The 18,110-nt window shown below is 44.1% G+C and carries 12 protein-coding genes and 1 rRNA gene; 8 read left to right on the plus strand and 5 right to left on the minus strand.

Annotated features, from left to right (window positions below):
- Positions 1-62: 62 nt before the first annotated feature.
- Positions 63-2,363 carry a catalase/peroxidase HPI gene (gene katG, locus ACOJR9_RS15680; RefSeq protein ID WP_420933855.1) on the minus strand — a complete coding sequence of 767 codons (2,301 nt, stop codon included), beginning with the start codon at positions 2,361-2,363 and terminating at the stop codon, positions 63-65.
- A gap of 321 nt (positions 2,364-2,684) precedes the next feature.
- Complete coding sequence (locus ACOJR9_RS15685) at positions 2,685-4,427, minus strand: PAS domain S-box protein (protein WP_420933856.1); 1,743 nt, start codon at positions 4,425-4,427, stop codon at positions 2,685-2,687.
- A gap of 255 nt (positions 4,428-4,682) precedes the next feature.
- Between ACOJR9_RS15685 and ACOJR9_RS15690 the strand changes: the two genes are divergently transcribed.
- A complete protein-coding gene (locus ACOJR9_RS15690; RefSeq protein ID WP_420933857.1) occupies positions 4,683-6,890 on the plus strand; it encodes a VTT domain-containing protein in 2,208 nt (735 codons plus the stop codon).
- Entirely contained in the window at positions 6,878-7,588 is a 711-nt protein-coding gene (locus tag ACOJR9_RS15695; protein WP_420933858.1) for an endonuclease/exonuclease/phosphatase family protein, read from the plus strand. The genes ACOJR9_RS15690 and ACOJR9_RS15695 overlap by 13 nt, the downstream gene beginning before the upstream one ends.
- A gap of 26 nt (positions 7,589-7,614) precedes the next feature.
- Here the strand turns inward: ACOJR9_RS15695 and ACOJR9_RS15700 are convergent, their stop codons facing one another.
- Positions 7,615-8,622 (minus strand): LysR family transcriptional regulator, encoded by a 1,008-nt coding sequence (locus ACOJR9_RS15700; RefSeq protein WP_420933859.1) that lies wholly within the window; start codon positions 8,620-8,622, stop codon positions 7,615-7,617.
- 586 nt (positions 8,623-9,208) lie between these two features.
- Between ACOJR9_RS15700 and ACOJR9_RS15705 the strand changes: the two genes are divergently transcribed.
- From ACOJR9_RS15705 to ACOJR9_RS15725, 5 genes are all read left to right on the plus strand, one after another.
- Positions 9,209-10,030 carry a sulfite exporter TauE/SafE family protein gene (locus ACOJR9_RS15705; protein ID WP_032097295.1) on the plus strand — a complete coding sequence of 274 codons (822 nt, stop codon included), beginning with the start codon at positions 9,209-9,211 and terminating at the stop codon, positions 10,028-10,030.
- A 44-nt stretch (positions 10,031-10,074) separates the two neighbouring features.
- Positions 10,075-11,256: a pyridoxal phosphate-dependent aminotransferase gene (locus ACOJR9_RS15710; protein WP_420933860.1), complete on the plus strand. Its 1,182-nt coding sequence runs from the start codon at positions 10,075-10,077 to the stop codon at positions 11,254-11,256.
- Between the two features lie 256 nt (positions 11,257-11,512).
- Complete coding sequence (locus ACOJR9_RS15715) at positions 11,513-11,878, plus strand: response regulator (protein WP_420933861.1); 366 nt, start codon at positions 11,513-11,515, stop codon at positions 11,876-11,878.
- Positions 11,875-12,459 carry a chemotaxis protein CheX gene (locus tag ACOJR9_RS15720; protein ID WP_420933862.1) on the plus strand — a complete coding sequence of 195 codons (585 nt, stop codon included), beginning with the start codon at positions 11,875-11,877 and terminating at the stop codon, positions 12,457-12,459. The genes ACOJR9_RS15715 and ACOJR9_RS15720 overlap by 4 nt, the downstream gene beginning before the upstream one ends.
- The gene (locus ACOJR9_RS15725; RefSeq protein ID WP_420933863.1) at positions 12,459-13,769 is read left to right on the plus strand and encodes a sensor histidine kinase; all 1,311 of its coding nucleotides are present in this window, start codon (positions 12,459-12,461) and stop codon (positions 13,767-13,769) included. Before ACOJR9_RS15720 ends, ACOJR9_RS15725 begins: the two co-directional genes overlap by 1 nt.
- Before the next feature lie 192 nt (positions 13,770-13,961).
- On the opposite strand, the gene ACOJR9_RS15730 is transcribed toward ACOJR9_RS15725, so the two are convergent.
- The gene (locus tag ACOJR9_RS15730; RefSeq protein ID WP_420933864.1) at positions 13,962-14,999 is read right to left on the minus strand and encodes an MBL fold metallo-hydrolase; all 1,038 of its coding nucleotides are present in this window, start codon (positions 14,997-14,999) and stop codon (positions 13,962-13,964) included.
- A 285-nt stretch (positions 15,000-15,284) separates the two neighbouring features.
- Here ACOJR9_RS15730 and ACOJR9_RS15735 point away from each other — a divergent pair, with 285 nt between their 5' ends.
- Positions 15,285-17,732, plus strand: a complete 2,448-nt coding sequence (locus ACOJR9_RS15735) for a DNA polymerase II (protein ID WP_420933865.1) — start codon at positions 15,285-15,287, stop codon at positions 17,730-17,732.
- A gap of 222 nt (positions 17,733-17,954) precedes the next feature.
- On the opposite strand, the gene rrf is transcribed toward ACOJR9_RS15735, so the two are convergent.
- Positions 17,955-18,070: ribosomal RNA gene (gene rrf / locus ACOJR9_RS15740) — 5S ribosomal RNA — on the minus strand.
- Positions 18,071-18,110: the final 40 nt, after the last annotated feature.

The following is an 18,110-nucleotide window of genomic DNA, read 5'->3' on the forward strand; positions in this document are numbered from 1 at the left end:
TTGTCTAACATTAGAAACAAAAAACGGGGCTGAAGCCCCGTTTTTTCATGGTTAATGTATAACTATTTGCCTAGCTTTGCAGTGAGATCGTGACGCAGGTCAAATCGGTCTAATGTCATGACCTTGGTCCATGCGTTAACAAAATCACCAACAAAACGTTCTTTTGCGTTGTCATAAGCATAGGCCTCTGCAACTGCACGTAGTTCGCTGTTCGAACCGAATACGAGGTCTACAGGTGTACCTGTGTATACCACCTTACCCGTTTTGCGATCAACGCCTTCATAGACAGCCGGGTCGTCAGTTTTTCTCCACATCGTAGACATATCAAGCAAGTTAACGAAGAAATCGTTAGTTAACGCGCTTACGTCGTCAGTGAATACACCGTGCTTGCTATCGCCAGTGTTTGCACCGAGTGTGCGCATCCCGCCGATAAGCGCCGTCATTTCAGGAACAGTCAAGTTTAATTGGTCGGCTTTGTCTACTAACATTTCTGTCGGCGAGCGATAGCTTGCTTCGGCATCGTAATAATTCCTAAATGCATCAGCCGTTGGCTCAAGCAATGAGAAAGAATTCACATCCGTTTGCGCTTGCGTGGCGTCTGTACGACCCACGACTACAGGTACGCTTACACTTACACCAGCATTCGATGCTGCTTTTTCAATCGCTGCAGCACCACCGATAACAATTAAATCAGCCAATGATACTTTCTTTTTCGACGAGGCTTTAGCGTTAAAGGTACTTTGGACTTTCTTAAGCTTACCTAACACTGATTCTACCACAGCTGGATCATTCGCTTCCCAGCTCGCCTGTGGGGCCAGCGCTAAACGCGCACCGTTGGCACCGCCGCGATAATCTGAAGCTCTGAAACTAGCCGCAGATGCCCACGCTGTTTTCACAAGCTCTTGCACAGAAAGGCCGGTCGCTAGAATGTCTTTTTTCAATGCTTTTACATCGCCCGCAGAAATGGCTTTGTAGTCAGCAACAGGCACTGGATCTTGCCAAATGAAATTTTCTTCTGGAATATCGTTACCCAAATAGCGAGCCTTTGGCCCCATATCGCGGTGCGTGAGTTTAAACCACGCCTTCGCGAATGCAGTTTGATACTCTTTAGGATCTGCTAAAAAGCGTTCTACAATTTTACGATACTCAGGGTCGTATTTTAATGCAAGGTCGGCAGTGGTCATTACTGGCGCGTGCATTTTGCCTTCAACGTGCGCATCTGGAACTGACTGATGCGCAGACTCGTCTTTAGGGATCCACTGTACTGCACCTGCTGGGCTGCGCGTTTGCTTCCACTCAAAGCCCATCAAGTTTGAAAGATACAAGTTTGTCCAGCGAGTTGGCGCTTGTGTCCACGCGCCTTCCAAACCACTGGTTACTGTATCTTCAGAATGCCCTTTACCACAGTTGTTTTTCCAACCTAAACCTTGCTCTTCTAATCCAGCAGCGCCCGGCTCGCCTTCTAGGCAATCAGCAGGCTTGTGTGCACCATGCATTTTGCCGAAGGTGTGTCCACCCGCGATTAGCGCTACGGTTTCTTCGTCATTCATCGCCATACGAGAAAATGCAGTCCGGATGTTTTTCGCAGAGCCCATTGGATCAGGAACCCCTTTGGGTCCCTCAGGGTTAACGTAAATTAGGCCCATGTGCGTTGCGCCGAGAGGACGCTTCAGCTCGCCATCACTTTCTTCACGGTCACTTGCCAGCATCTCCACTTCTGGACCCCAGTACACCATGTCCGGCTCCCAGTCGTCTGTACGACCGGCTGCAAATCCGTATGTGTCAAAGCCCATGTTTTCCATACCTACGGTACCGGCAAGTATCATTAAGTCACCCCAAGATAAACTTTCACCGTACTTTTGCTTGATTGGCCATAGTAAGCGACGTGCTTTATCGAGGTTACCGTTGTCAGGCCAACTATTGAGCGGATTGAAACGCATTTGGCCGCCATCGCCGCCGCCTCTACCGTCCAGCGTGCGATAGGTACCCGCACTGTGCCACGATAGACGAATAAAGAATGGGCCATAGTTACCGTAGTCTGCTGGCCACCAGTCTTGCGATGTAGTAAGTAACTCGTTAACGTCAGCTTTTACTTGGTCTAAATCTAGCTTTGAGAATGCCTTAGCATAATTGAATTCATTGCCTAAGGGATTAGAGCGGCTGTCGTGATCGCGAAGAGCAGACAGGTCTAATTGATCTGGCCACCAAAATTGGTTGGTTTTTGCTTGGAATGGTTTGCTCATCCCAGTGCCCTTAGCGCCCGCTGGCTTACTGATTTCTTGGTTAGCAATGGCGCCTGTCGCACTTAACGATAATGCTACTAGTGCAGATAGTGTTGTTTTTCTAAACCTTATCATGGTCATATTTTCATCCCGTTGGTGCTAGTTATATCAACCCTAAAGAAGAGGTCTCTCCTTTAGCAATTCAATTAACAAAATGTTTACTTCAACGTAGACAAGAATAGACAGAAGTCCCTACTTGCGATAGTTAATAAATTGGATTCACTTAATAGTATTTTCCAATCAATGAATTTTTGCTAATTCTTTCATACACTTGAAACAAATTCACGTCGTTATCCAGTGCTTAATTAGACTATCTGACACCGCTATGCTAATTGCGACTTTGCTTAACATTTATCATTAAATAGCAAACGGAAACGGCGTGCTGTGCACGCCACTGCACGTTTACCCGTCGATACCTTTGATCAACTTAGCGAGCTCCTCAATTTTCGACACCGTGGTTTTAACAAGGTTGTCAATTTCATTCGATGAGGATTGAGAGTTACCGGCCAGCGTTCTTACCTCATCGGCTACCACTGCAAAGCCCCTTCCCATTTCACCGGCCCTAGCCGCTTCAATCGCAGCGTTTAGTGCAAGTAGATTGGTCTGTTCCGATATAGAGTTAATAGTACCGACGATAGTACTGATGGTCTGGCTTGTAGTCAGCAATTCCTGCATTGCCCCTTGCGTATCATTAACCGCTTGTTTGCGAGAAGATACATTGATAGCAAAAAATACATAGCGGGTGACTTGCCCGTTAAAATTCTTTAATGCACTTACTCTTGAATCAAACGCAAGGTATTTGCCGTTTTTTTCAAATTCCAGAATTTTAGAGACAAAACCCGTTGAGTTCAGCTGGGCCTGATCGTCAGAGGTAAGACGGGACATCAGCTCTCGCGCAAAATCTTTAGAATCATAGGCGCCTTTAATCGTCTCTTTGAGTAACTTATTGGCTTCTATTAATTTGCCATCCGGCTCCATTTCTAAAAGCACAAGCGCACTACCAATGGCATTGAGTTTATTGGTGAAGTCGAGCGCCATTTGTTTTACGCGGGTAATATCAGCCTGTACCGCGATAAAATTAACTAACTGACCTTCTTTAAATACTGGGTTGATAGACAGTGACGTCCAGTAAGGTGAGCCGTCTTTGCGAAAGTTGAGAATTTCATCGTAAAACGCCTCGCGATTTCTAAGCTTTTGTCGAATAACATCTACCGTTCTATGGTCGGTCTCCTCACCTTGTAAGAACGATCCAGGTTTTTTACCTTTAACTTCGTCTAATTTCCAGCCTGTAAGACGATAGAAACCGTTGTTAACATACTCAATTAGCCCATCGGCATCAGAAATGATAACCGCATTATCAGTTTCGTTGGCCACGAGAGACAGCATGCGCTGTACTTCACGTTGCTCTACCTCTTTAGTAACGTCCCTCACAAATGCGGTATACAGCGTTCTATCTGCCAGACGAACTTTAGAAAGAGATAGTCGTCCCCATAATTTTTCACCGTCTTTGCGTTCTACCCGTACCTCTCGGCTAGTACCAACAATTTTATCCTGTCCAGTCTCTCTGTTTGCGTTTACATAATTGTCATGATTTGCCTGAATAGCTTGGGGAACTAACATTTTGACGTTTTTACCAATTACCTCCTCGCGGCGATATCCCCAAAACTTCTCAGCCGATGCGTTAAACAGCGTCACCTCGTTGCGTTCATTAATACACACAACTGCATCGAGGGCTTGCTCTAGGGTTTGTTCTACGATTTCCCGCGCTTCTCGCTCTTCTGTAACGTCTCTTACAAATGCCGTGTAGTGCTTTTTTCCGCCAACGATGACCTGAGAAAGGGCTAACTGCACCCATATACGTTGCCCTGACTTGGTCTCTAGCTCTACTTCTCGCGAACTACCTACTATTTTGTTCACACCCGTGTTGCGATGAGTATTCACATAGCTGTCATGATTTGACTGATGCTCTCTTGGCACCAGCATTTTAATGTTTTTTCCAAGTACCTCGGAAGGAGAGTACCCCCACAACTTTGATGCTGCGTCGTTATAAAACGTTATATTATTATTTTCATCTATGGTTACAACCGCAAGTATTGACTGGGATAATGCTTGTTTAGCCGCATTTTCACGAGAAAAAAACGCCATACTGTTTCACTCCGAACTATTAGTACCAAAATATATAGGCGAAGAATGATGTTTTTACCAACTACAACGAAAATAAGACCGTAGAACGTGAAATTATTACAGTGCATTATCTTGAGTGTTGATCACCTCTGGTTTCGATAAAAAATTACTCTTTTAAAAACATCACCTTAAAGTAGAAACTAAGACTGGTATTAAACGGAATGATTTCTGCAACTGTCTCTCGTTAAAGGAAATGATTAGCCAAAGGGTAGCGTAATGACATCGCACAACAATATATTTGAACCGGGTGAAAACTGTTGGGTAAAGAGCAATGCTACTTTTGCTGCGCCCCTAATTGACTGCGGGAATTATTACAAAGCGTTGCACAGTGCCATTGTCAAAGCAAAGCACAGTATTTTTATCGTTGGCTGGGACATAGATAGTCGAATTCGACTTCTTCGTGGGGAAGACGAAGAGCAAAGCGACGCACCGAGTAGAATCAGCGACTTGCTCAAGTGGAAAGCTGAACAAAGTCCTGACATGAAAATTTACTTGCTTCGCTGGGATTCTTCATTAGCATTTTTTGCTCAGCGAGAAATGTGGGCAAAAGAGGCGTGGGATGAAAAGACCCCTGACAATGTAAAAACCGAACTCGACGACACCATTCCCATGGGTGGAAGCCAGCATCAAAAAATTGTACTTGTTGATGATGAGCTGGTTTTTTCTGGCGGTATGGATGTATCAACCAACCGTTGGGACACAAGAGATCATCCCGTTGTCTCTGAAGAACGTGACGGACCAGATGGTGAATATGGCCCCCTTCACGATGTTCAAATGGTATCAAGCGGTCCGGTAGTAGCCGATTTCGCTAAACTCGTTCGCTGGAGATGGCAGCGGGTAGCGAATGAAACTCCTATTATGATGAGAGAAGATGCGAACATAAGCTTTGACGCGCCCATCCCGGAATCGTGGCCTCAAGATTACCCACCTATTTTTGAGAATGTTGAGTGTGCACTGGCTAGAACTATTCCATTTATGGATGAAGTAGAACCTGCACAAGAAGTACGCAACATGCTGCTCGACCTCATCAACGAAGCTGAATCGATTATCTATATTGAAAATCAGTTCACCACCCGCCAAGAAATTGCAGAAGCATTAAATAGGCAGCTTAAATTAAAGCCTGACTTAAGCGTGTGTATTGTGAGTTCTTACGAGCCAAAGGGAAAGTTTGAATGCGAAGCGTTCTGGGCAAGTAGAATACAGTTTAAATCTATCTTAGAAAAAGGCATCGCCCCTGAGCGAGTAAAAGTGACTTATTCGTCTATTGAAGACATGCAGGGTAGACGAGCATACAAGCGTATTCACTCTAAGGTAATGACAGTTGATGACAAGTATCTTGTTATCGGTTCATCAAACTTGAGCAACCGCTCAATGACCTTAGATACTGAGATTGATACCATACTGTTTGGGAACACACCTCAAAATAGACAAAGTATTGCCCATGTAAGAAATGACCTTTTGGCGGAGCATACGGGCAGAACGATAGCAGATATGGCGTCAATTCTTACAGAGTCGCAGCCTGTTGAGGCTCTTATGCGCGGTCAAATCGCACACGGTTACATTTTAACTGAAGTGCGAGATGAAATATTTACTGAGCAGTCGAGCAACAACCTTTTTCGCTCACTATCAGATCCTGAAGAACCACTAATTTCTATCCCCACCTTAGGCGGCGCTGTAACACCTGCTCGAAACCCAAGACGCCGCAGTATAATGATTGCCATCGGCTTAACCGTGTTGGCGGTGCTTGGCGGACTTATGTTTTGGGCCAGCCAATCTATTTCGTGGCTGAGTGCCGATAGCATCAATGCATTTTTAGAAGAAAGTCGCGGCACTTATTTTGCCCTACCCACGGTGCTGCTTGTTTATATGATAGGCGGTATTCTCTTCTTCCCTGTTACCGTATTATCCCTCGCTGTTGCAGCTATTTTTGGTCCTATTTGGGGCCCCGTTTACGGAATGATGGGAGCGTTATTGAGTTCGGCTATATTGTTTGGTATCGGTAAGCTGTCGGGCAATGCCGGCTTGCGAAAACTGGGAGGACCGAAGGTTGCCGCTGTCGATGAAAAACTCAAGCGCAGCGGCATAGTGGGTGTTGCAGCTATACGTATGCTGCCTATCGCCCCATTCAGCTTAGTTAATCTAGTCGCGGGTATTTCATCTATTGGCATTTTTCAATTCTTGGTAGGTACCTTTCTTGGCATGTTTCCACCGATGATAGCAAAAGGCTTAGTGGGAGATTCGATTACTCAAATTTGGCGTAACCCGTCAATTGAGACAATTAGCTACCTCGCTGCAGGCATACTACTTTGGGGCTTTTTAATATGGGGCTCACAAAAATTTGCACGCTTTTATCAGCAGAAGAAACAGGCTAATACGTCTGTTCAACAAACGGAAAAAAGTGAGAGTAAAGAATGTGCCGCATAGTGTCATATAATATTCACAGTGGCATTGGGACAGATAAGCTGCACGACTATAAAAGAATTGGCCAGTATTTAACACAACTCGGTGCCGACATTGTGTTATTACAAGAAATGGATACTCGCCCACGAGGCAGGGACACGACGCAAGATATTAATGATATTTGCGCTAACAATGCGTTTAGTCTTACTGCATCTCCGGCGCTTACTGGGCCCGATGGATGGTACGGCAATGCAGTGTTGAGCCGCTTTGACGTATTGTCTACAGAAACATTGGATGTTAGTCAGGACGGCAGGCAACCTCGAAATGTTCAGTTAGTTGAGCTTCAAACGGAAAAAGGCCCTTTAACAGTCATAAATACGCACAAAGGGCTTAAAACAAAAGAGAGAAAATCTCAGTTTTCGCTGTTGCATACTTATTTAGCAAAACGGTTAGAAAGTCGCCCAACGCCCATGGTTCTTGCCGGTGACTTCAACGAATGGCAGTTTTTCTCAAAAGCGTTTACGTCACTAAATTCGCTGCTACACCAGCAAAAAATGGGGGCGACATTCCCTAGTCGCCTTCCCATTTTCTCACTCGACAGAGTGTGGGTATCGGAGGATATTCGCGTGCAGAAGTACGGTAAGATAAAGGACAAGAAAACCGTAGTAATGTCTGACCATCTTCCTGTACTTGTTGATATCGAATTGCCGGAACAACGTTAATAACGTCGGGAATGATAGCCTTCACATTACTGGGCCTTAGTCACTGTTGTAGCAAATTCAAGTTTACCGCACCAGTGCTGGAGGCCGTGTTCGGCGCTAACCACTTTTTTTATGGTATTCAGGGCGTTTTGAACATGATGCTGTTTGACTGCCTTTTTATCTATGAATGCAAAAACTGTTCGGTGCATATCGGGTTCAACAATTTTTACCGACGCCACTAAACCCGATTCTTTGAGATGAAAAATAGCGGATGTAGGCAAAATCATTACACCTTCACCATTAATGACTTGTCGTAATCCTGTCATCAATTGCCCAGAATAAGCGTGATCGTGATTTAACATTACCCCTGTTTTTTGCTCATAATGCGCTATCAATTGTCCTAGCGCATCTTTGGTTCCGGGTGAGAGTAAGGGAACTTCTCGTAGTTCAGAAAACGAAACCTCTGTTCTACGGCTAAGAAATTCAAATTCACGTGCTTCAGTGGATGCAGAAAAGACTAGGTGCATTTCTTCTTGGATCAAAGGGGTAGCGTGTGTACTTTTATCATCTACGGCCTCTCGATATGTTAGGGCTATATCGATTTGCTTTGATTCGAGCCAGTCTTTAATGGTGTATGAAGGGCCTGTGCTTATTTCTACTTTTAACTTATCAGTCGATTTCCCCATTTCAGTTAACAGCGGCAACGAAACCACATTTCCGATGGAGGGAATAACGCCGATTTTAATCACTTTGTCTTGCGAGTAACGTTCCTCGCACACTGCATTTTTGGCAATATCCATTTGCTCTAAAAGTGCCGTTGCATGAGTGAGAAAGATTTCACCAGCAGCCGTCAGAGTGATGCCCGCAAAACTGCGATTGAATAAGGTGGCTTTAATCTCTCTTTCTAAGCTCGCCAATTGTTGACTCACCGCAGGTTGAGCAATATTGAGCGCGCGAGCTGCAGACGCAATACTGCCCTTCTTCGCTGCGGTAACAAAATATTCCAACTGTTTTGAATGCATATCACTACCTCGGTGAAATTTATTAATCAACATACTGGTGCATACTTCCTCACGCACTCGCTGTGTTTAGCAGACTCAAAGTACTGGACGCTTCCTCAGTATAAATTTGAGTTTTTATTGATAGACAGCTGATGATAAGCAGAGAATTTATAGCTCGACCGTTCATGGGCATACATTTTTAGAATGTATCCTTCTACAGATGGAAGCAGCAAAGTGTATGCCATCAAATTTGCTTACAGTTCAACTGTATGTGTTAATCATTAAACACAGCATTGACTTTTTTAGCGTCTCTTCATTAAAAAAATTAAAAAACTAGTTTAATTAGTCACAAACCAACAAAAACAATAGATAGAAGACAGGATCAACACTTTTCTTATACCCCTAAACAATGTTCTTTCTTCCTCACTGGTACAAGAGCTTTTAGCCTGTAAACACTAAATTAATTTTTTAAGAGTGAGTGAGTGAATATCGTCGCTTTATTTAGCGCCTTTGTTGTGCATCGGATTGCTTAAGATCAGTGCGTAAAACAGAAGAAAGAGCAACGACTCACTAGGCAATTATCAAACGCACTTTCAGCTCACTGTATCAACCCAACAACTTCAATGGAGCAAATGCGTTAATGGAAATAGAACTACTGCTGTTTGTAGTTACCTTATGTGCAACAGGCGCTATCGCGGGGATAACCGCAGGCCTGTTCGGCAATGGTGGAGGTTTTGTCGTAGTACCTGCCCTTTTAGCCGTATTTCCTTTCTTTACCCCTCCTTCAGAGGCATTGGTGAAGGTAGCAATTGGAACTTCATTAGCCTCTATTGTTGTTTCAAGTGCACGTTCTGTTATGGCTCACAAAGCAAAAGGCGCGGTAGATTTCGACATACTCCGTTCGTGGAGCATTTGGCTTGTGCTCGGCGTAATAGGTGGAGTGGCAATAGCTAGCTATACGAGCGCTAACGGACTCACCGTGGTATTCGCTGCAGGTGTACTCCTTTACTCGGTGTATTTTTTGTTTCCGGAATTCGTCGTTCGGCCAGGTCTCGTGTTCGCAATGCCCACGGGAAAGGGCAAAGCATTGCTTGCTTTCGTTCTCGGGGGCTTTTCTGCATTACTTGGTATTGGTGGCGGCACGCCAACCGTTATCACCATGGTGATGTGCAAACGCAGTATTCAGCAAGCGGTGGCTACCGCAGCAGGCGTTGGCTTTTTAATTGGGTTGCCCGGTGCGATCGGCTTTCTATTTATGACGCATTCCCAAACCGGTGCACTGCCGTTTGGTACCGTTGGCTACATTAATTTACCTGCCCTTGTGGCTATTAGCATTGGCGCTATTTTCACTGCGCCTATTGGAGCCAAAATGGCTCATAATTTTAGTGAAAAAAGATTGAAGCGCTTATTTGGTATCTATCTCGTCCTTGTGTCTAGCGCTATGTTTTACAAAGCAATGTAGGCCTGCAACAAGAAAATTAACGATTAAAAAGAAGGAATAACACCATGACTATGAATCGCTCAAGACGTTTATTTCTTGGCGGAAGCGCCGCGGCTACGGCTATAGGAGCAAGCGGCATTATTACTACGCTAGGCGCTCAGGCAACTTCCGCTCAGGCCTTAAAAAATCAACCGCCACTTCGCTACGGACCAGAACCTGGTGTAGCCAAGCTTAATGCTAACGAAAACCCATTTGGACCCAGCCCCGCGGCACTCAAAGCCATATCTGATGCTGCAGCGCAAGGTGGTGCATATTATGCCTACCCTGCAGCCATGAGATTAATAGACATGATCGCAGAGCGGCATGGCATTGAAAAAACAAACATATCGTTAAGCGCAGGCTCAAGTCCAATCTTATCCTATACCGCGTTAGCTGCTAGTCAAAAAGGCAATATTTTAGGGCCTGACCTATTTTGGGATACCACATCGAGGGCGCCTGAAAAACAAGGGGGCCATGAAATTATCCGCGTCGCCAATACAACTGCGCTGGATATTGATTTAGACGCTATTTATAACGCCATTGATGGCTCTATTGGTATGGTGCACATATGTAATCCTAATAACCCAACTGGAAAAATTTTAGATCCTAAAGCGCTGAGAGAATTTTGCATTAAGGCCTCTAAAAAAACGCTGGTGCTGGTAGATGAAGCATACAACGAGCTTACTGATGATCCATCGGCGCACACCATGATCCCATTAGTTAAGGCTGGCCATAATATTGTTGTTGCACGTACTTTTTCGAAAATTTATGGGCTCGCGGGCATGCGGGTTGGTTACCTGATAGCGTCAGAGCAAAATACTGAATGGGTAAATCAATACGGGATGGGTAACTACACGTTAAACCAAGCGGGCCTCGCGGCTGCTATCGCAAGTTACAACGACGATGCATTTCTCACGTTTTCAAAAGACAAGATTCTACAGGGACGCACTATGGTAATGGATGCTGTCAAAGCTAACGGTTTGACAGCGGCATCATCGAGTACTAATTTTGTGTTTGTCAATTTGGGGAGTGGAAACGCTGAACACTTCAGACGTGCCATGGCTGAAAAAGACATATTGATCCGCGGTATTTATAGAAGTTACAACAATTGGTCTCGGGTAAGCATGGGCAAAATTAGTGACGTGCAAAGGTATATTGATGCAATGCCAGAAGCCCTAGAAAAAATGGAAAAAGCGCAAAACGTCTAACCAGTATTGTTGTTCATGTGCGCCGAATATGACGGCGCACGCCACTGTCCCCTTATTTAGCTCTTCGTTTGCCCTCTTTCGCCTATCTTTTCAACTTAAAGTATAATACGCACAAAAGTCACTTTTGCCCTATAATCATAGGTATTGAAGGGCGGCTAACTGCAAAATTTTTCGCATAGAGTGTTGCAGTAACGCTAATCTTGCACATACTTTACTACTGTGCGGACACGATAGATGCCATCTAGGAGATTTTTTAATGTCGATATCTGTTTTAGTTGCTGATGACTCTAAGCTGTCTAGACGCAGTGTTATTCGTGCATTGCCAGAAGATTTAGACTATACCATTAGTGAAGCAACGAATGGTCAAGAGGCCATAAACTTGCTTGCAGAAACCACGTTTGATCTACTATTGCTTGACCTTACTATGCCAGAGGTAGATGGCGTCGGCGTGTTGGAATACCTTCATGAACAAGCCAGTATACTTAACGTCATTGTTATCAGTGCTGATTTTCAGCCAGAAAAACAGAAGATTGTCATATCCCTTGGCGCAAAACGCTTTTTGAGAAAACCACTAGACAAAGAAGAGCTCGCTATGGCGATGTTCGAATTGGGGTACTTATGAGTATTGTCTTACCACTTGACGAAGATCAAAGAGATGCGCTGCAAGAGTTGCTCAATATCTCAATGGGACAAGCTGCAAACTCACTAGCGCAGCTCATCGAAACGAAAATTGACATTTCTATCCCAAAAATCTCTACGGTGACGCCAAACGAACTGTATGGTTTGCTGTATGAAACAAAAGACGCCTTTTATACGCGCCAGTCATTTCTAGGTGATATTCATGGCGAAGTCATGTCTGTGCTATCACAGTCTGGACTCACGGAAGTGGCAAAGCTGATGGATTACGAGGAGCCTCTTACAAAAGAAGATATTCAAGAAATCATACTTGAGCTTTGTAACATTCTTGCAGGTGCTTGCTTAGCGGGACTGTCTGATCAGTTAGACCTGACCACTAACTTAAATATGCCAACACTATTTCGACCTGAAAAGTCCAACTTTATCGACCTGCAGTGGCAGCATACCTTAGTGATGGAGGTGCAATTTATCATTGCCATATCATCATTCAGTATGCGCGTTGTTTTTTGTTTAGACGATGAATCCCTCATTAGAATGAAAGACACATTAGACGAGTTACTCGGGTAATGTTCGAGCAACTCGTTAGTAAACTTCCCGTCGGGATCGGCATTGTTGACGAAGCATTCAATGTGGTTTACTTGAATGACTTTTTTTTAGACCGCTTGCCACACGAATTGCGAAAAGACTATAAAGAGCAACCTGTCACTGAATTATTCAAAGGCCAAGGAAAATTTCTCAAACGGCGACTTAAGTCGGTGTTTGTGTTGCAACACCCCAGCTTTAGTTATTGGGAACAACGGCCACATATCTTTCCGTTTAAAAGTAGCCGTCCCATCACGGGCGAAGAAACCCAGATGTATCAAAATATGGAAATTATTCCAATAAAAGATAATACATCTGGTAAAAAGTTAGCCTGCATATTTCTTCAAGACGTAACGGCACAAGCCAGCTATTTTCGGGCGCAGCAAAAGCTCTCTCAAGCGCTTAAGAAAGAACACGCTGAACAGCGCAAGCTCATCAGAAAATTGGATACCGCACAGAGCCAGCTTATTCAGGCTGAAAAAATGGCCTCTACGGGTCAGTTAGCAGCAGGCATTGCTCATGAAATAAATAATCCTATTGGCTTTGTTACTGCAAATTTAGATACCTTGTCTCAGTATGCGTCACATCTTTTGGCAATATGTGATGGGGTGGAATCTCAAATCACTCATTTCACAGAAGAGATGCAGGAGCAGATGCAATCTCTGCTTGAAAGTAATCACTATGCCATGCTCAAAGACGACATTACTGAGCTTATTGATGAGTCGAGCGAAGGTTTAAGTCGAGTGAGAGATATCGTCGAAAATCTTAAAAACTTTTCTTTAGAAACCGCAGATGGGTATCAAAACATTGAAGTATGCTCAGTCGCGAAACAGCTCATTACCCTTATATCAGCGCAATATGCAAAGCCTGAGTATAAGTTTGAATGTGCTAAGGAAAAGCTAGAAATTATTGGCGACCCTGGCACGCTCAAACAAGCACTGATGAACGTGATGGTTAACGCAGCCCAAGCTATTGAAGATAAAGGCTTTATAAAGCTAAGTATTATCGAAAACGACAATGATATCGCGTTTAAAGTTTTAGACAGTGGGTGTGGTATTGCCGAACAAAACGTAAAGCGTATATTTGAACCTTTCTTTACGACCAAACCTGAAGGGCAAGGCCAGGGGTTAGGTTTATCCGTCGCCTATACCGCAATAGAAAAACATCAGGGGAAAGTGTCTATCAGCAGTAAAGAAGGCAAAGGTACCGTTGTGCAAATTACTATTCCAAAGAGCCCCCCGCAGCCTTCATCTTCTGACAATTCAGAGCCCGCGACTGAAGCGCTTTCAAAATAGCGCTAACGAAAAACGTCGTGCCTAGATTCTGGCTAAGTTTCGGCATCGTTTCTGGCTAATAGCTCTTTGCTAATAGTTTCTTGCTAATAAGCCCATCGCAATCTGTGAGATAGCGCTGGATTCAACACCTGTATCAGTCACGTAAAACAAACACGCAATACGTATTTATCTTGCCGGTTAGTTTAGCCGCTCTCAGTGAGTTGCTGTCAGTTTAGCGGCCGAGCGCTGAGTAAACGTTAATACACTGTCATCTACTAGCGTTTTTGTTAGTTCTCCCTCGGCTACCAAATAATTTAAATGGGCGTAACACTCTGCCACGGCAAACACCATGTTTCTGCTTGAGAGCTTTCGCTTGAACATCACGGGCAATAGCTGAGCCACTGTTTGAGGGGTAGCGCACGCACTTTTTAATGCACGAAGATGGTGATGGTGATGAGCAAGTAATTCATCAACCCTTTGGTGCAAGCCTACAAACGGGAACTTGTGAGCGGGTAATACAACTGTATCTTCTGGGAGCGCTTTGAACGGAGGGAGCGTGGTGAGGTAGTCATGCAAAGTAAGCGCGTCAGGTTCGGTAGAGTAAGCGCCAATATTTGGCGTTATCATGGGCAGTATGTGATCGCCTGAAATCAACACCCCTTTATTTTCGCAGTAGAGACAAGCGTGCTCTGGAGAATGTCCTTTTCCAATTAATACCTTCCACTGGTTATTGTCAAATGACAAAACATCATTGTGCTTCAACCGCGTATAACTCACTGGAATGGGCGATACAACTTGGCTAAACCCCTTGCCATCTCCCTGAGTAAGCTTATCAATTAACTCGCTGTTTAAGCCTGCTTGCCTAAAGTAACGGACATCCCTTTTATTCGACGCACCATTTTTGCCCGCACAAAACGCTCTAGCAGTGAAATACTCTGTTTGCGACATATAAAAAGGAATATCAAATTGGTCGGCAATCCAACCCGCTAACCCAATGTGGTCGGGATGAAGGTGGGTGACGACAACAGCGGATATATTGCCATTGAGCTTTTCAAATATCTGCTGCCACAGCGCTTTCGTTGTCGACGTACCAATACCTGTATCAACAACTACCCAGTTGTCTCCATCTTTAATGAGATAGAGATTAATGTGGTCAAGCTCGAACGGCAAAGGCATGGTTAGCCACATAACACCGTTTGCAATTTCAACCAGTTCACCAGGCTGTGGCTGTTTGTCTGCTAGATATTGCATGGCATACCTCTTTTAATGATACAAAACTGATTCTACGGGATATTACTTCTAACGCGGCTACACCTTAAAAACAAACGTATCTCTCGAATGGACATCTATAGTAGTAAGTTATAGCAATGGACTGACTTTGAAGTTAATGGAATGAGGATAACCAACGGCTAGGTGCGGTATACTTAGCTTTTTCTGGCTGGGAATCGGGTTTCTAATACCTAATTAGCACCAATAGGTTTTGAAAAGTGGTAGTAGCTCATTGTTTAAAGTTGATAAACAAAAGAAAAGCATGGCGTGATTAAACAAGGTTATATTCTCAATAAAAGTACGTTTACCGAAAAGGGGAAAGCGTTTGTTGAGCTATGGGTGAAAACACAAGAAAAGACGGTAAGGCTAGTGTCTGCGCCTCAGCAGCCCACTTGTTTTGTTGCTATGGATAATAAGGCCAAACTTATTAGTGCCTTAGGCGCCTCAGGTATACTAAACCGTGATGTGTCCTTTCCCTCTGGCCACTTTAAAACACTAGAGCAAACACCGGTTGTTACTATAAAAACAAACACCGAAAGCCAAATGCATAAGCTAAGAAAAATTGCGACCGAAAATAGTATCACGCTCTATGAAGCAGATATTCGGTTAGCCGACCGATACCTTATGGAACGCTTCATTTATGGTGCTATAGAGTTTGTTTCTCACAACAATGACGATGTAATAACCAACGTTCGAATTCGACCATCTCACTACTTGCCATCGTTTACGTGGGTAAGTATTGATATTGAATGTGATGAGACCGAATCACTATTCAGTATTTCAATCGCAGGTGAGAGCCATAACGAAGTCATCTTAGTTAGGCCCCCTACTTTCGAAGGTAAGGTATTAGCATCAACGAGTTTGCAATACACGTTGACGGTGGTTGATAGCGAGAAAACGCTGCTCAACGTATTTTTCTCCCGAATCTGCAGCATCGATCCAGATATTATTTTGGGCTGGAATGTGAAGCAGTTTGACTTCGCTGTCATAGCGCGACGTGCAAAGCGCGTTAATGAAAAACTATTGATGGGCCGACAAGGCAGAGAGGCCACGGCGAGAGAATGGGATGACCAAGTACTGGTTAATATACCGGGCCGCTGCATTGTCGACGGTATAGAAGCGCTCAAAACAATGACATATCACTTCGACTCGTTTTCTTTAGACAATGTAGCCGAGCAGCTTTTAAACGAAAATAAGCTTATTCAAGAAGACGATAAACTCAAGGCAATCAAGCATCAGTATTTGCACGAGCCCTTATCTCTTGCCGACTATAATTTTAAAGACAGCGAACTTGTCAACGGTATCCAACGAAAAACCCAGTTTATTGACTTCTTAACGCTGCGAGGTACGTTGACGGGACTTGAGTTAGGTAGACCCGGTGGGGCAGTTGCCGCGTTTTTAAACGTATATTTACCAAAGCTGCATAGGCAGCATTACGTTGCTGGCGTGCGACCGTCAAATGGTGGGCTTGCAAGCCCGGGTGGATACGTAATGCGTTCCCTGCCGGGACTGTATGATGATGTACTGGTTTTAGATTTTAAAAGCCTTTATCCGTCAATAATACGCACATTTAATATAGACCCTTTAGGACTGGCTGAAGGTTTACAATCTCCTGAAAAAGCCATACCTGGATTCAAGGGAGCTGTATTTAGCCGCACCAAGCATTTCTTACCTGAGATTATCAAAAACCTTTGGGCTCAGCGTGACGAAGCAAAGCGTCAAGAAGACAAACCCCGCTCTCAGGCTATCAAGATTATAATGAACTCGTTTTATGGCGTGTTAGGTAGCGGCGGATGCCCCTTCTACGATCCAAGACTTGCTAGTTCAATTACCCTACGTGGCCATGACATTATGCAGACCACTGCGAAATGGATTGAAGAGTTAGGGTATACGGTTATCTACGGTGATACAGACTCAACCTTTGTTCACTTAAACAATAATGTTTCTCTCGGCACGCCAAAGGAAACAGGTAAGCAGCTTGCTACAATTATAAATCAACGGTGGCAGACACTCATCGCTGAAGAGTTTAACCTCACCTGTGAGTTAGAAATTGAGTTTGAATCTCACTTTACTAAATTCTTTATGCCTACTATCAGAGGCTCATCAGAAGGCAGTAAAAAGCGTTATGCCGGCATTCGAGATACCGATATAGAACATACTCATACTGAGACTCAACGAGCATCTACCGACGATGACGGTACCACTTTCTCTGAAAGTAACGTCGGTGAGAGTAATGAAAACGAGGAGTTAGTGTTTAAAGGGCTAGAAAACGTTCGCTCTGATTGGACACAATTAGCAAAGGACTTTCAGTACGAGCTTTACAGTAAAGTATTTAAACAGCAGCCTGTAAAACAATTCATACGTGATACGATTGATAAAATAAACAGTGGAGCTGTAGACCAACAGCTGGTTTATAAAAAGCGTTTAAGAAAGCCACTATCGTCTTATACCAAGTCTCACCCACCTCATGTGAAGGCTGCTATCTTAGCCGATAAGTTAAATGCAGAGCGCCAATCACCATTACAGTATCAACGTAATAGAACCATCGCTTATGTTATTACATTAAATGGCCCTCAAACCAGCGATATGGTGAGTTCTCCTCTAGACCATAGCCACTATATTGAAAAGCAAATCCGCCCCATTGCAGAAAGTATTCTGCCCTTAATCGGAATAGATTTCAGCGACATCGTCAACGATCAACTAATGCTCTTTTAATAAACGGGGTCAGAACCACAATAATTCCCATCTATCGTGCGCTGAACATTATTATTGGCTACAAATCGGGATCTGACCCCGTTTATTGAATGTGGGATGCGGTGAAGAGGGAGTGAGAGAAGCATAATTGGGTTCTGACCCCCATTATTTTTTGTTTGTCGTGAAGGTTTTGGGACGCCAGAAAGCAAAAAACCCGCCGTTAGGCGGGTTTTTCTTAATGGGACCTGGCAGTGTCCTACTCTCACATGGGGAGACCCCACACTACCATCGGCGCTAATACGTTTCACTTCTGAGTTCGAAATGGAATCAGGTGGTGCCGTACCGCTATGGCTGCCAGGAATAAACTGGTTTAACAAATCGGAAATCTGATATTCAATC

Origin of the sequence: Alteromonas ulvae, assembly GCF_048987005.1 — a bacterium.
In the GTDB taxonomy this organism is placed as follows: Bacteria; Pseudomonadota; Gammaproteobacteria; order Enterobacterales; family Alteromonadaceae; genus Alteromonas.